Below are 13,775 nucleotides of genomic sequence, written 5' to 3'. Positions count from 1 at the left end.
GCGAAACCTATTGCCAGTTATCGAATTGCAGTATCGGCGCCATCGCCAATACGATCACTGGCAGCGCGAGCGCCAGGCTGATCAGCAGTCGGCGGCGCGGCACACCGAGGTTGGCGTACCGGTCGGTTTGTGTTGCGGCGGAACTGAATACGTGCGCCGCGTACCCCGTATCGACAACGTGTTCTACCAGCGAATCCGGCGATACGGATTGTGGATAACGTACATTTGCCTTTTCCGTGGCGAAGTTGACGGTCGCCGTGACACCGTCGATTCGGTTGAGCCGCTTCTCGATCCGCGCAGCACAGGAAGCGCAGGTCATCCCGCCGATCTCCAGCTCGATCGAGCGAAGGTCGGCGGGTGCGGACATCAGTGCCCGCCACCCTGATGCGGTGCGCCGCCGGATGTGGATGGGCCTGTGGATGATTCGACCATAGTTGTTTCCATGGTGAACTCGGCGGTGTGTACCGCGCCGCCGTGTGAGAAGTCTAGATACAGCCGATATCCGCCCGCACTCGGGGCCTGGGCATGGAACGCGACATCGGGCCCCGCCGGGGTGCGGCCGACTTCGCCCTCCGGATGCACGTGCAGATAGGCGAGGTCGTTCGCGCGCAACGCGACGAGATGCGCGTAGGCGCCGAGATACGGTTCCAGATCGGTGACCGGCGTGCCGTTTCGGGTGATCGTGAACCGCAGTTCGCCGCCGGCCGTGCTGAGATCGCCGGTCGCGGTGACCTGGTAGCCGTCCACCGTCGCGGTCCGCGAAGGTGGCGGAAGTGGTTGCGGCTCAGCAGTTCCCGTCACGGTGAGGGTCCGGCTGAGCACTAGCCCGGTGCCGCTGGCCGCCGGCACGAAGTCGGTGAACACGCGATACGTGCCCGGCTGCGCCCACGTCCAATCGATCGACCAGGCACCGGCCGCGTCCATGGTCGGATGCACGTGCCGATACTGCGTGGCGTCGGCCCGGACGACGATCAGATGCAACTTCTTGTCGTGCTGGGTGCGGAACTGGACGACCGGCGCACCGTCCGGTCCGGTGATTCGAAACCGCAGGGTACCGGCTTGATTCGGCTCCGTCGGCGCGGTGAGGTCGGCGAGGGTGTAGCCGGAGCGAGTCTCCGACAGTCCCGTATCCGACCCGGCCGAGTGCGCCATGCCGTCCGGCGCGGGCCCGGCCGGATCGCCCACCAGGGCGCCGATGCCGAGCGCGACACCGAACAACACGACGAGCGCACCGCCGAAGGCGGCGAACTTCAGCCGGTCCTGCATCAGACCGCGACCTCGTAGCCTGCCTCGTCCACTGCGGCGACGATATCGGCATCGGCGACCGGGGCCGCGCTGTCGACCGTGACCGCGCCGCTGGCGAGATCGACGTCGACACTGGTGACGCCGTCGATCTTGCCGATCTCCGTCTTGACGGAACTCGCGCAATGCCCGCAGGTCATCCCCGTGACGGTGTAGGTGGAACTGGGCATTTCCGACTCCTTAGCTCATTCTCCATCATACGGGCCGGGGGTACCCCGACTTGTCCGAACATACCCCCAGCGGGTACCACGCGCAAGTGGTCGGATCGCCACTCATCGCGTGCGCAACGACCGTACTGCCAGCGTCGCCGCCGCGACGAAAACCGCTCCGAGCGCGGCGATCACGATCTGCGGCCGGTCGTACGTCGCGTCGCCGGCCGTCAGGTAGATCCCGACGTTGATCAACCAGTGCCCGACCGCCGCGACCAGCACCCGCTGCCAGAAACCGCCGGTGCCGAGCGTGCCGAGCAATGCGGCGAACGCCATGGTCGAGACGAAGAACGACACCGCGACCACCGGGCCCGCGCCGAACGCCTGCACATGCCACAGCGCCCACACCGCGCCGGTCACCGCGATCGCCACGAACCGGCGCATCCGCGTTTCCAGCAGCGGTTGCAGGAAGCCGCGCCACCCGATCTCCTCGCCGGTCGCGCCGATGAGCTGGACCACGAAGAACACCACGAACGGCACCCCGCCGACCGCGACCGGCCCGACGAGATCGTGCCCCGCCACTGCCGTCGCGCAGGCGATCAACGCGCTCAGCAGCAGGCAGGCCGCCAGCAGGTAGCCGAGATTATCCCGAACCTGCCGGTTGGAAACCGGTGCGGGAAACAGCGGGCCGAGAACTTTGCGGCCGATGAGCCAGGTGGCCAGCGCGCCTAGCGCGGGGGCGAATTGGACCAGCGACAACGCCGCCCGATCGATGCCCGAAACCGGTTGCAGCGCAAGCATTGCGGCCGAGCCGAGCAGGGTGGTCAGGACGTAGATCCCGATGAAGGTCCAGAAGATTCGGCCGGGCGGCGCCGAAGCCGACTGCTCGATCCGCGCCGCGGCGGCTGGACTGGTGGGAATTTCAGGCTGAGCTATCACGGAAAAATCGTCACACCGCGGTAGCGCTGGGCGGTTCAGTCTTCAGAGCCATTTATCGCGCGGGGCCGTCATCCTTCTGGTGCCGTCCGTCCCCAGCCATACATGGCCAGTTCGGCTACCTTCGCCAGTTCCGCTCGGCTCGCGCCGTCTCTGGCGGCGTGCGACATTCCCTGCAGCACGGTGCCGATGTAGCGAGCCAGCGTCGGCGCGTCGTCGTCGGTGACCAGGACGCCCGCGTCCATGTCGGCCTGAATCCGTTCCGCGAACAGCCCGAGATTCCGGCTGCGCAGCGCGCCGAGCATGTCGGCCACCTCACCGCTGTTCGTGTTGAGTCCCGCGCTGATCACCAGGCAGCCGCGCGGGCAGTCGGCCCGGGTGTACTCCGCGGCCGCTTCGTGCAAGGTGCGCCGCATCGCCGCCTCGGCGGTCGGCTCCTCGGTGAGCGCGCGCTCGATGAAATTGCCGTACTGCGCACCGAAGCTCTCGACCGCTGCCTTGAACAGCGTCGCCTTGTCGCCGAACGCCGCGTAGAGGCTCGGCGCGCCGATACCCATCGCGGTGGTCAGGTCGCCGATCGAGGTGGCCTCGTAGCCACGTGCCCAGAACAGCCGCATCGCCTTGTTCAACGCGGCGCCCCGGTCGAACGAACGCGGCCTGCCTCGGGTCGTGGTGCTCATCAATTCATTCTATAGCGATCGCTAGATAATGTGTTAGTGTCCCACTTCTGTAGTGATCGCTAGAGAAAGGGGCCCCGCGAATGGGTGCACTGACAGGCAAGACGGCATTGGTGACCGGCGGCAGCCGCGGCATCGGCCGAGGCATCGCTGAACGGCTCGGCCGGGACGGGGCACGGGTGGCGGTCCACTACAACGGGAACGAGCAGGCGGCCAAGGAAGTCGTCGCGGCGATCGAGGCCGAGGGCGGTTCGGCCTTCGCGATCCGCGCCGAACTCGGCGTACCCGACGACGCCGCGGCGCTGTGGTCGACCTTCGACGCGCACGCCGACGGGGTCGACATCCTCGTCAACAACGCGGGCATCGACGGCATCCGCGAACCGATCGAAGGCACCGACGAGGCGGCCTACGACCGGGTCTTCGCGGTCAATGCCAAGGCGCCGTTCTTCGTCACCAAGCTCGGCCTCGACCGGATGCGCGACGGCGGCCGGATCGTCAATCTCTCCACCGGCCTCACCCACGGCGCGTACATGCCGCAGCTGATCGCGTACACGATGACCAAGGGCGCGATCGACGCCTTCACCAGCGTGCTGGCCAAGCAGGTCGGCGCGCGCGGCATCACCGTGAACGCGGTGGCCCCCGGCATCATCGACACCGACATGAACGCCGGCTTCTTGAACAATGCCGAGACGGTGGCTGCGGTGGCGGCCATGTCGCCGCTGAAGAAGCTCGGCCAATCCGCCGACGTGGCCGATATCGTCGGATTTCTCGCCTCCGACGACGCCCGCTGGGTGACCGGACAGTGGATCGACGCCACCGGCGGGGGCCTGCTGTAACCGAATGATTCACATCGAGTGAAAGGCCGATGTAGCGCCGCGCGACCGTCAGGGCCACCCATTAGGCTTGGGCACCGTGCTGTCAGTTGTGCCAAGCCCGATCACCGTGCGCGCGCCGTCGAAGGTGAACCTCCACCTCGGAGTCGGTGACCTGCGTGCCGATGGCTTTCACGACCTGACAACGGTGTTCCAGGCGCTGTCGCTCAGCGACGACGTGGAGATCACCCCGGCGAGCTCGCTGGCCGTGCGGGTCTCCGGCGAGGGTGCCGCCGACGTGCCGACCGATCGCACCAATCTGGTGTGGAAGGCGGCCGTCCGGCTCGCGCATCTGGCCGGCCGGGCGCCGCTGGTGGAATTCGCTATCGCCAAGGGCATTCCGGTGGCGGGCGGGATGGCGGGCGGTAGCGCCGACGGCGCGGCGGCGCTGGTGGGTCTCAATGAACTGTGGGATCTCGGACTCACCCGCGACGAACTCAGCGCCGTGGCCGCCGAACTCGGCAGTGACGTTCCGTTCGCGCTGCACGGCGGCACCGCGCTCGGCACCGGACGCGGTGAACGGCTGCTTCCGGTGTTGTCTCGCAACAGCTTTCACTGGGTGCTTGCGCTTGCCAAGGGTGGGCTGTCCACCCCGGCGGTCTTCGCGGAACTCGATCGATTGCGCGAGCACGGTTCACCGCCGCGGCTCGGCGAACCGCAACAGCTGATGCAGGCTTTGGCCTTCGGCGATCCGAAACAGCTTGCGCCGCTGCTCGGTAACGACTTGCAGGCGGCCGCGCTGTCGCTGAAACCGGAGCTGCGTCGTACCTTGCGTGCCGGCGTCAACGCCGGGGCGCTGGCGGGCTTGGTCTCCGGCTCCGGTCCTACCTGCGCATTCCTGTGCGAGAGTGCGGAATCCGCGGTGTCGGTGGCGGCCGAACTGGCCGGCGCGGGCGTCTGCCGCAGCATCCGTACCGCGAGCGGCCCGGTCCCCGGCGCCCGCGTCCTCACCGGCGAGCCCCCCGTCAAACGCTGACCCCTGGCCCCGACCGAGGGCCCCACCCGCCTTCGGTCGGTTGGTTCGGCTCAGGCGATGACGTCGGCCAGGCGGTCGACCTGGTCGGGATCGGCGCCGTAGCAGTAGAGCATGACTTCGTCGGCACCGAGGTCGTCGAATTGCTTGATGGCGGAACGGATTGCGTCGGGGGTGGTGAGCATGCCCTCGAGCATGTAGTCGGCGCGGCCGCTGAATTCGTAGTAGCCACCCATCGAGGCGCGGGCCTCGTCGATCAGGTGCTGGTCGCCGAGGACGACGTTGACCTGGGCGACGATGCGCGGCGCGCCGGCGCGGCCGTTGTCGGTCCAGGATTTGCGCACGGCATCGAACAACCGGCCTGCCCAGGCGGCCGGGGCGGCGGCGAGAAAGCCACCGCCCCAACGGCCTACGCGTTCGAGCGCGGCGGGTTGGAAGCCGCCGAACAGGACCTCGGGGCCTGCGGGCAGCAGCGGCGCGGGGCCGATTGGACCGCAGTCGGTGCCGTACGGCGCGCCGGACCAGATGCGGCGCATGATCTCCATCTGCTCGTCCAGGCGGCGGCCGCGGGTTTTCAGGTCGGTGCCGGAGGCGATGTGATCGTCCTCGCGCCCGCCGACGCCGAGGCCGAGCACGAAACGCCCGCCGGACATCCGGTCCAGCGTCGCGGCCTGCTTGGCGAGCAGCGACGGCTCGCGCAGCGGCGCGATGAGCACCTCGGTCTGCAGCTTGATCCGGGAGGTGGCGCCCGCCGCGATGGCGAGGGCGACGAGCGGTTCGGGATTGTCGTAGACGAGCCGGTCGAGCAGGCCGAGGGTGGAGAACGGGCCCGCGTCGGCGCGGCGGGCCCAGTCGAGCAGGACGGTGGGGTCGGAGATGGGCAGACCGAGACCGACGTGCATGGGAAGAACCTCCATGAGAGAAGCGAAGTGGATCGTGCCGCCCTCTCACCTCCTCGGAGGTGGGGCTCCCATACTGCGGCTTTATTCCGGAGAGCACCTGTTTTACTAACTTTGTTCGTAACGAACGATGTTCGTTGACATCAATCTAGACGAACGCCGTTCGTTCCGCAAGAGGCACTTGTCGAGCTCCGCACGCGGGGAGGTGGACGAGCGGGTCGGGGGAGCTCAGTACGCTGGCTCAGGGCGCGCGACTCGCCCGCCGCCGCAAGAACCGGAAGGATTCATGTCCAACCTGATCAACCTCGAGCAGGTCTCCAAGAGCTTTGGGATCACTCCGCTGCTGGACAACGTATCGATGGGCGTCCACGCGGGCGAACGTATCGGCGTCGTCGGTCTCAACGGTGGCGGTAAAACCACGCTGCTCGAGGTGCTCACCGGTCTCGAGCCGCCAGACAGCGGCCGGGTCAGCCGGGTCGGCGGGCTGCGGATCGCCACGGTGACGCAGCGCGGTGTGCTGCCCCCCGGCTCTACTGTCGGCGATGTCGTGCTGGCCGGTCTGGCCGACGATTTACATTGGGGATCGCGCAGCGATTCGATGAGGGGTGATGGCCGGGCGGCGGGTGGGCCAGATGACGTCGCCGAGCACGAGTGGGCCGCCAATCCGCGTATTCGTTCGGTGATGGAGGGTATCGGGATCGCCGGGCTCGGCCTGGAAACCTCGATCGACAACCTGTCCGGTGGCGAGCGCCGCCGAGTCGCCTTGGCCGCCGCCCTGGTCCGCGAGCTCGATCTGCTGGTGCTCGACGAGCCGACCAACCACCTCGACGTCGAAGGCGTGCAGTGGCTGGCCGAGCATTTGCTCAACCGCCGCAGCTCGCTCGTGGTGGTGACCCACGATCGCTGGTTCCTCGACACCGTCGCCACCAATACCTGGGAGGTCGTCGGCGGCAAGGTCGAAACCTACGAGGGCGGTTACGGCGACTGGATCTTCGCCCGCGCCGAGCGCGCCAGGCAGACCGACGCCTCCGAGGCGCGCCGGGCCAACCTGGCCCGCAAGGAACTGGCCTGGCTGCGTCGCGGCGCGAAGGCCCGCACCTCCAAGCCGCGCTATCGAGTGGAGGCCGCCGAGGCGCTCATCGCCGACGTGCCCGCGCCGCGTGACAGCGTCTCGCTGGCCGCGTTCGCGCGAAAGCGCCTTGGCCGCGTCGTCATCGAGCTCGAGGACACCACCCTCACCACCCCGGACGGCCGGGAGTTGGTGCGCGACCTGACCTGGCGGCTCGCGCCGGGGGAGCGGGTCGGCCTCGTCGGTGTGAACGGCTCCGGTAAGACCACACTGCTGCGCACGCTGGCCGGCGAGACGGAACCGGCGGTGGGCAAGCGCATTCAGGGCCAGACTGTGCAGATCGGTTGGCTGCGTCAGGAACTCGACGACCTGCCGACCAATATGCGCGTGCTGGAAGCGGTGCAGCAGGTCGCGCAGCGAATCATGCTCGGCGACAAGGAGATCTCGGCGGGCCAGCTCGCCGAGCGGCTCGGCTTCACTCCGGCTCGCCAGCGCACGCCGGTCGGCGACCTGTCCGGCGGCGAGCGGCGCAGGCTGCAGCTGACCCGCATCCTGATGGCGGAGCCGAACGTGCTGCTGCTCGACGAGCCGACCAACGACCTGGACATCGACACCCTGCAACAGCTGGAGGACATGCTCGACAACTGGGCGGGCACCCTGGTCGTCATCAGCCACGACCGGTACCTGATCGAGCGCATCTGCGATTCGACCTGGGCGCTGTTCGGCGACGGCAAGCTCACCAACCTGCCCGGCGGCATCGACGAATACCTGAAAAAGCGCGCCGCGCAAGGAGATGCCACGGTCCGTTCGGGTGCTGACACCAAGGCCGCGCCGGCCACCGACGCCGCGACGCAGCGGGCCGCCCGTAAGGAATTGTCCAAGCTGGAACGGTCCATCGAGAAGTTCGACGAACGCGAGCGCAAGCTGCACGCCGCGCTGGCCGAGGCCGCGACCGACCCGGACAAGCTGGTCAAGCTCAACGCCGAACTCAAGCAGGTGGTCGCGGAAAAGGAAGCCGCGGAAGAACGTTGGATGGAGCTGGCGGACGGGTAACCGATCCGTCAGTGCCCGGCGGCGCGGTGGTCCTGGATGGTTACCGGCAGGCAGGTCCGCACGAAGTCGGCACCGAAGCCGGTGAGGGCCACGCTGCGGTAGATCACCTTGGTGCCGAAGCCGGAGCGTTTCAGCAACTCGCGCACCGGGCCCTGCGCCTCCAGCAGCTGGTACCGATGCGGATTGCCGACCGGCTCGCGCTCGTGCTCGACCAGGCCGAGCCTGCGCAGGTTGGTCAGGTACTGCTGGATCCGGTTCGGAAAGCGCAGCCCGGCCTGCTCGCCGACCAGCGTCAGCATCGACCCGACGCGTTCCGCGCCGAACGCGCGCGGGCGTCCGGTGCGGATGTCGATCGACGGCTGCGGGCCGTCCAGGTGCAGGAAACGCAGGATGCGCGCCTCGTCCGGGGTCAGTTCGGCCAGCATGCCCGCGAACGCCGGATGGTTCTCGTCGTCACCGTGCGTGCTCGCCGACAACCGCAGCAGCGCGGCACCTTGCTCACGCAGGGTGGGAACGGCTTGCGCGGCAGGCTCATTCGGTGCCTCGGTGAAGCCGAGCGCTTGGCGCAGCCGGTCGCGCACCTCGGATTCGGCCTCGGCCAGCACTTCTCGCGGCGGGACGCCCTGGATGCTGCGCCGCACGACCGTCGAGGTGACGCCGAGCGCGGTGCCAAGACTCCACGCGGTCATGCCGGTCGCCGCGGTCCAGGCCACCTTGGCGACGCCGGTGGCCGCGCGCACGCCCGCGACGGGATAGGGCACCCGCGAAGGTGATTCGTCATGGCGGACGACCTGGCTGTCGGACCGTCGAGCGAGCTCCGTCGACGGCACCCCCTCCTCGGCGGTGTGCTCGACGTCCCCGGCATCGTCGCCGGATTTCGCTACAGCCATGTGGTCGCCACTCCTGTTCCGAATATCAGAATATGAGCGTATCCGGCGAACAGGCCCAACACGCCGCCATGGAGAAAAAGCAGCCACTCATCTTGCTTGATGGCCGATCGCAGCATGTCGACGAAGTCCGGCGGCTTCAGTGCCGCCATCTGTTTGGCGATGTAGGTGTTGATCTGGCGGCCCTGACGGATGTTGAACTCCGGGTCGGCGAAGGCGATCGGGGCGATGGCCATGGCCTCGGCGGTGAAGGTGTCCTGCAGCGTGTCGTAGTCGCGGCTGCCGAGCATGAACTTGACGGCGGGCCTGGCCGGGCCGAGGGCGCGGTCGGCGGCGGGCCGGAGGGTGTCCTCGAGCATCTGGATGGTGCGGTCCGAGCGCGGGCCGTTGAGCAGCTCGTCGCCGATATTGGCGATCGTCAGCACCTGGCTGGACACCAATTCGGCGTAGCCGTCGGTGATTTCGGACTGGCGTTTGATCAGCAAACCCTGCCGCCACGGGCACCACCACTTCGGGTAGGCGGGCGCGAAGATCATGTTGATGCCGACCCAGTTGACCACCCACCCGATCACTACGCCGCCGACCGGCAGCACGACCAGCGTCGACCAACCGGTGAAGTGCAGGATGGCAACCAGCACGACGCCCATCGGCGCGCCGAAGTAGAAACCGAAGTTGATCATGAACCGCAACTCTTTCGCGCCGAGCACCTGGAACAGCGTGTTGAGCAGTTGCGGCCTGCCCTGGAAGTAGCGAATCACCATTTGCTTCACATCGAGCAGTTGATCAATATTCGCGCCTAATTCTTCCGTCAGCTCGCGCAGAATATCCGGCAGTTGCTGACGAACCCTGGCCTGCACCATGTCCCGCACTTGGCTCGGCAGGTTGTACCAGAGCTGAGGATGCTCGCGCTTGAGAATATCTTCGACGATGGTCTGGATCTGATCGTCGGCGATGTTCGCGAGATGCTCGGCGAGCTTGTCCGGTTCCAGCTCGCGATAGAAATCGGCGATGCTGCCCAGTTTCGCCAGGCCCTTGTCGACCGCGATGCTCGCCATCTTATCCGCGCGCGAGGGGACGATGCCCTGCCAGCCGAATCTGCCGTCGTAACTCAGTAGCGGAAGCACCTGAATTCTTTTGGGCAGGAAGGGATACAGCGCGCGAAGTCCGGGTAGTCGGAAGCCATGGAACGCGATCGGCTGGAACAGCATGAGCACGCCGGTCCAGTTGGTGATGTATCCGATGATTCCCGTGAAAAGTGGGATAGTCAGAAGCTCTAGCAGGATTGTTGGGTGGACACCGAACACACTCTCTAACACGACACCCTCCTGCCGACACACCGGTGACCGCCGCCTCACCGGATCATCAAAGTAGCACCATGTCGGCACCGGGACCTTATTGTGAGGGGAACAGCTGGGTCCACCTCGAGTGTGTGGTGCCACAGTGGCGCGTGCCGAGATATCGGTCACAGTGATCGAGTGGAATGCGGCATCTGCTGAGACCGACGGCGAGAATGACCACCGACACAGGGGGCAGTAATCTGTGGGGCGGGATTCGTTCACCTGGCGATATCGGAGTATGACGTGGCAGACGACAGGGCCGGACAGGACTCGAGGGGTCGGCAGCCGTCGGAGCTTGCGGAGACGGCGGGGTGGGTAAGCCCAGCTCGAGCCGGTTCCCGCGCCGTTGAGCGCAGCTCGGATGTCGAACAGCGGCAGATCAGCAACGAGGCACGGTTGATTCGCGGTGTATTCCGCGCGGCGGGCGTCGCGGCGGGCAGTGTGGTGCGCGGCGGCCAGTGGGCGGTCGGCACCACCTTCGAGGTCACCAAGGAGATCACCCAGGCCGCGCTGGACGGCGAATCGTCCGCCGATATCGCGGAGCGAACCGGAAATGCGTTGCGTTCTATAGCCCGTAGCGCCCTCGGCGTCACCGAAGGTTCGGTGCGCGAGATCGTCAGCTATGTGCCGACGCCGAACGGGCCTGGCAATAACAGCGGCGCGCAGCAGCAGGCGCTCGCCGTCGGTTCCTATCTTCGTTCGGCGAGTATCGATGAGCTACGTCGCCGCGGCGACGCATTGCTCGCGCGTTCCGCCGACGTCTATTTCACCGAAGACGTGCACCCGGCCTACGACCGCATCCTCGACGAACTGGCTCCCGACGAGGCGCGCATTCTGCGCTTCATGGCGCAGAACGGCCCGCAACCCTCGGTCGATGTGCGGACCAACCGGCCGCTCGGCATCGGCTCCGAACTGGTCCAAGGCGATCTGACCTCGGTGCCCGAGCAAGCGGGCGTCCGCTACCCGGACCGGTCGCGCCCCTACCTGATCAACCTCGGCAGGCTCGGGCTGACGCTGGTCTCCGACGACCCGGTGGTGCTGAGCCGATACATGGTGCTCGAGGTGCAGCCGGTGGTCGAGGCCGCGCTGAAGAAGGCCGGTCGCGCCCCGAAAATCGTGCGCAAGAGCCTGCGTCTCACCGAGTTCGGCGAGGACTTCTGCCGCACCTGCTTCACCATCGCCAACGGAACCTAAAGTTGATCTTGGACGGAATGTCCCCCGATCAGTGATAGCGATCTGATACAAATCTCCCAATTCGTGAAGCCATAGGCCTTCGGATGGGATTGTTAAGTATGGATCAGGGAACCGGCGGGCAAGGCCGCGGCGACCCGAGCGCGGGTGGCGGGCAGGAGCGGGGTAATCCCCGGATCGACATCGGTCGGCTGGAACGCGGCGACCCGGGGGCGAACGCGGGCGAGCAGGAACGCCGCGAGGGGAAACCGCGCGTCGACGACCGCGGGCTCGACGACATCACGGCCATCAGCAGACTGAAGTTCCGTTACCTACGCAGCCTCGACACGAAGTCCTGGGATGAGTTCGCGGACACCATGATTCCGGACGCGACCGCCACCTACAGCGAATACCTCCAGTTCGAATCGCGCGACGCCTTCCTCGCGTTCATGCGCAACACCCTCGGCCCGCACGTCATCACCGAGCATCGCTGCGACCATCCCGAGATCGACGTCGACGGCGACTCCGCGACCGGCACCTGGTACCTCGCCGACACCGTGCTCATCCCCGGCCACAACATGCTGCTGCGCGGCGCGGCCTTCTATTCCGACGAATATGTGCGCTGCGACGACGGCAGCTGGCGCATTTCGCACACCGGTTACGAACGCACTTACGAAGTAGTGCTCTCGCTGAGCGATCTGCCGAGCCTGCGTTTGACCTCGAGTCGCTGGGGTCTGATTTCCAGAGAAGACGGCGTCTTTTCCTCGGTCGAACGCGATCCGGGCGCACCGCCCGTGCGGCGCGAGCCGGAGGCGGGCTGAACTCAGTCCGCCGTCGCGACCAGTGGCTCCAGGGTCAGCTTCGGGAATTCCTTCTCGATGTACTGCAGCCGCCACTTGTCGCTGAACAGCGCGAGGAGCGCGCCGTCGCTGCGCGTGAACACCTCGACGCCGCGCTGCTTGCCGAGGTCGTCCGCCGACGCGGCATCGGTGCGCCTGGCCAGGGTGTAGGGCAGGTTGTCCATCTTGGTTTCGACGTTGAACTCGGTCAGCATGCGGGCGGTGACCACCTCGAACTGCATCGGGCCGACGGCCGCGAGCACGGGGGACGCGTCGCCGCGAATGTCGTTGCGCAGCACCTGCACAACGCCTTCGGAGTCCAGCTGATCGATGGCCTTGCGGAACTGCTTGTACTTGCCCGCGCTCTCGGCGCGCAGCACCGCGAAGTGCTCCGGCGCGAACGACGGGATCGGCGGGAACTCCACCTTCTTGTCCACGAACAGCGTGTGGCCGGGGGCCAGCGCCGTCGCGTTCACCAGGCCGACCACGTCGCCGGGGTAGGCGGTGTCGACGGTGTTGCGTTCCCGGCCGAACACGGTCAGCGCGTATTTTGTCGCGAACGGCCGGCCGGTCTGTGCGTGCGTGACCACCATGCCGCGCTCGAACTCACCGGACACGATCCGCATGAACGCCAGCCGGTCCCGGTGCGCGGCATCCATCCCCGCCTGCACCTTGAACACCACGGCACTGAACGGTTCGGTGATCTCGCGCGCGCCACCGTGCACGTCGGGACGCGGGCCGGGCGCCGGTGCCAACGAGACCAGCGCCTCCAGCAGCTGCCGCACACCGAAATTCAGCATCGCCGAGGCGTAGATGACCGGCGAGGTCTGCCCGGCGAGGAACATTTCCTGATCGTGGTCCTGTCCGGTGGCCGAGAGCAGCTCGCTCTCCTCGACCGCGGTGGTCCACGGCTCGCCCTCGCGCGCCTCGGCCTGCGCCGGGGTCAGCGACTCCTCCGGCGCGATGGTCGCACCACCCGCGGTGCGGGTGAAGTGGATGTATTCGAGCGGGGCACCCTCTTCGCCGCGGCGAAGCAGCCCGCGGAAGTCACCCGCGATACCGACCGGCAGAAACAGCGGTGTCGGGGTGAGCCCGATCCGCTCGTTGATTTCGTCGAGCAGTTCCAGCGGCGCCTGGCCGGGCCGGTCCCACTTGTTGATCACGGTGATGACCGGGATGCCGCGGTGGCGGCACACCTGGAACAGCTTGAGCGTCTGCGGCTCCAGGCCCTTCGCGGCGTCGATCAGCATCACCGCGGCGTCGACGGCGGTGAGCACCCGATAGGTGTCTTCGGAGAAATCGGAGTGGCCGGGCGTATCGACGAGGTTGATCACGCTGTCCACGTCGGAGCCCTCGGCGCGGTAATTGAACTGCAGCGCGGTCGAACTGACCGAGATACCGCGCGCCTTCTCCATTTCCATCCAGTCCGAGACGGTGGAGCGGCGGCCTGCCTTACCGTGGATCGCGCCCGCTTCGGAGATCATCCTGGCGTGCAGCGCGAGCGCCTCGGTGAGCGTCGACTTGCCGGCGTCGGGATGCGAGATCACCGCGAACGTACGCCGTCGGGAAACCTCGGCGGGCAGTCCCTCAGGGGAGGCGGTCAACGGAACAA

Annotated in this window: 14 protein-coding genes; 5 read left to right on the top strand and 9 right to left on the bottom strand. The window is 67.1% G+C overall.

Features of this window, described 5'->3' with window-relative positions:
- Positions 1–7 precede the first annotated feature (7 nt).
- The 5 genes from ACIBCN_RS26170 to ACIBCN_RS26150 form a co-directional block, all read right to left on the bottom strand.
- A complete protein-coding gene (locus tag ACIBCN_RS26170; protein WP_396994288.1) occupies positions 8–367 on the bottom strand; it encodes a cation transporter in 360 nt (119 codons plus the stop codon).
- On the bottom strand, positions 367–1,266 hold the full coding sequence (locus ACIBCN_RS26165) for a hypothetical protein (protein ID WP_396994287.1): 900 nt from the start codon (positions 1,264–1,266) through the stop codon (positions 367–369). The genes ACIBCN_RS26170 and ACIBCN_RS26165 overlap by 1 nt, the downstream gene beginning before the upstream one ends.
- A complete protein-coding gene (locus ACIBCN_RS26160) occupies positions 1,266–1,472 on the bottom strand; it encodes a heavy-metal-associated domain-containing protein (protein ID WP_396994286.1) in 207 nt (68 codons plus the stop codon). Before ACIBCN_RS26160 ends, ACIBCN_RS26165 begins: the two co-directional genes overlap by 1 nt.
- Before the next feature lie 102 nt (positions 1,473–1,574).
- Positions 1,575–2,390, bottom strand: a complete 816-nt coding sequence (locus ACIBCN_RS26155; protein ID WP_396994285.1) for a CPBP family intramembrane glutamic endopeptidase — start codon at positions 2,388–2,390, stop codon at positions 1,575–1,577.
- A 68-nt stretch (positions 2,391–2,458) separates the two neighbouring features.
- Positions 2,459–3,067: a TetR/AcrR family transcriptional regulator gene (locus tag ACIBCN_RS26150; protein ID WP_396994284.1), complete on the bottom strand. Its 609-nt coding sequence runs from the start codon at positions 3,065–3,067 to the stop codon at positions 2,459–2,461.
- An 80-nt stretch (positions 3,068–3,147) separates the two neighbouring features.
- Between ACIBCN_RS26150 and ACIBCN_RS26145 the strand changes: the two genes are divergently transcribed.
- The gene (locus ACIBCN_RS26145; protein WP_396994282.1) at positions 3,148–3,900 is read left to right on the top strand and encodes an SDR family oxidoreductase; all 753 of its coding nucleotides are present in this window, start codon (positions 3,148–3,150) and stop codon (positions 3,898–3,900) included.
- Positions 3,901–3,976: 76 nt separating this feature from the next.
- Complete coding sequence (locus ACIBCN_RS26140) at positions 3,977–4,912, top strand: 4-(cytidine 5'-diphospho)-2-C-methyl-D-erythritol kinase (protein ID WP_396994281.1); 936 nt, start codon at positions 3,977–3,979, stop codon at positions 4,910–4,912.
- A gap of 50 nt (positions 4,913–4,962) precedes the next feature.
- Here the strand turns inward: ACIBCN_RS26140 and ACIBCN_RS26135 are convergent, their stop codons facing one another.
- Positions 4,963–5,811 (bottom strand): LLM class flavin-dependent oxidoreductase, encoded by an 849-nt coding sequence (locus ACIBCN_RS26135; protein ID WP_396994280.1) that lies wholly within the window; start codon positions 5,809–5,811, stop codon positions 4,963–4,965.
- 283 nt (positions 5,812–6,094) lie between these two features.
- Between ACIBCN_RS26135 and ACIBCN_RS26130 the strand changes: the two genes are divergently transcribed.
- Positions 6,095–7,930 carry an ABC-F family ATP-binding cassette domain-containing protein gene (locus tag ACIBCN_RS26130; protein ID WP_396994279.1) on the top strand — a complete coding sequence of 612 codons (1,836 nt, stop codon included), beginning with the start codon at positions 6,095–6,097 and terminating at the stop codon, positions 7,928–7,930.
- Positions 7,931–7,938: 8 nt separating this feature from the next.
- Here ACIBCN_RS26130 and ACIBCN_RS26125 read toward each other — a convergent pair whose 3' ends face one another.
- Together ACIBCN_RS26125 and ACIBCN_RS26120 are read right to left on the bottom strand one after the other, a co-directional pair.
- Entirely contained in the window at positions 7,939–8,820 is an 882-nt protein-coding gene (locus ACIBCN_RS26125) for an Abi-alpha family protein (RefSeq protein ID WP_396994278.1), read from the bottom strand.
- Positions 8,811–10,283: a hypothetical protein gene (locus tag ACIBCN_RS26120; RefSeq protein WP_396994277.1), complete on the bottom strand. Its 1,473-nt coding sequence runs from the start codon at positions 10,281–10,283 to the stop codon at positions 8,811–8,813. The genes ACIBCN_RS26125 and ACIBCN_RS26120 overlap by 10 nt, the downstream gene beginning before the upstream one ends.
- 267 nt (positions 10,284–10,550) lie before the next feature.
- Between ACIBCN_RS26120 and ACIBCN_RS26115 the strand changes: the two genes are divergently transcribed.
- Together ACIBCN_RS26115 and ACIBCN_RS26110 are read left to right on the top strand one after the other, a co-directional pair.
- Entirely contained in the window at positions 10,551–11,348 is a 798-nt protein-coding gene (locus ACIBCN_RS26115) for an Abi-alpha family protein (RefSeq protein WP_396994276.1), read from the top strand.
- A 275-nt stretch (positions 11,349–11,623) separates the two neighbouring features.
- Positions 11,624–12,145, top strand: coding sequence for a nuclear transport factor 2 family protein (locus ACIBCN_RS26110; RefSeq protein WP_396994393.1), 522 nt, complete (start codon positions 11,624–11,626; stop codon positions 12,143–12,145).
- 2 nt (positions 12,146–12,147) lie between these two features.
- On the opposite strand, the gene ACIBCN_RS26105 is transcribed toward ACIBCN_RS26110, so the two are convergent.
- On the bottom strand, positions 12,148–13,767 hold the full coding sequence (locus tag ACIBCN_RS26105; RefSeq protein WP_396994275.1) for a peptide chain release factor 3: 1,620 nt from the start codon (positions 13,765–13,767) through the stop codon (positions 12,148–12,150).
- Positions 13,768–13,775 lie beyond the last annotated feature (8 nt).

It is taken from the genome of Nocardia sp. NPDC051052, from assembly GCF_044456045.1.
Classification (GTDB): Bacteria; Actinomycetota; Actinomycetes; order Mycobacteriales; family Mycobacteriaceae; genus Nocardia.
Note: the sequence above shows the minus strand (reverse complement) of the source record. Positions and strands in the feature narration are given on the sequence as shown.

What these genes read in the sequence shown, in the direction of transcription:
- ACIBCN_RS26170 (WP_396994288.1), bottom strand. Translation starts at nt 367, where the DNA reads ATGTCCGCACCCGCCGACCTTCGCTCGATCGAGCTGGAGATCGGCGGG.
- ACIBCN_RS26165 (WP_396994287.1), bottom strand. Translation starts at nt 1,266, where the DNA reads ATGCAGGACCGGCTGAAGTTCGCCGCCTTCGGCGGTGCGCTCGTCGTG.
- ACIBCN_RS26160 (WP_396994286.1), bottom strand. Translation starts at nt 1,472, where the DNA reads ATGCCCAGTTCCACCTACACCGTCACGGGGATGACCTGCGGGCATTGC.
- ACIBCN_RS26150 (WP_396994284.1), bottom strand. Translation starts at nt 3,067, where the DNA reads ATGAGCACCACGACCCGAGGCAGGCCGCGTTCGTTCGACCGGGGCGCC.
- ACIBCN_RS26145 (WP_396994282.1), top strand. Translation starts at nt 3,148, where the DNA reads ATGGGTGCACTGACAGGCAAGACGGCATTGGTGACCGGCGGCAGCCGC.
- ACIBCN_RS26135 (WP_396994280.1), bottom strand. Translation starts at nt 5,811, where the DNA reads ATGCACGTCGGTCTCGGTCTGCCCATCTCCGACCCCACCGTCCTGCTC.
- ACIBCN_RS26130 (WP_396994279.1), top strand. Translation starts at nt 6,095, where the DNA reads ATGTCCAACCTGATCAACCTCGAGCAGGTCTCCAAGAGCTTTGGGATC.
- ACIBCN_RS26125 (WP_396994278.1), bottom strand. Translation starts at nt 8,820, where the DNA reads ATGGCTGTAGCGAAATCCGGCGACGATGCCGGGGACGTCGAGCACACC.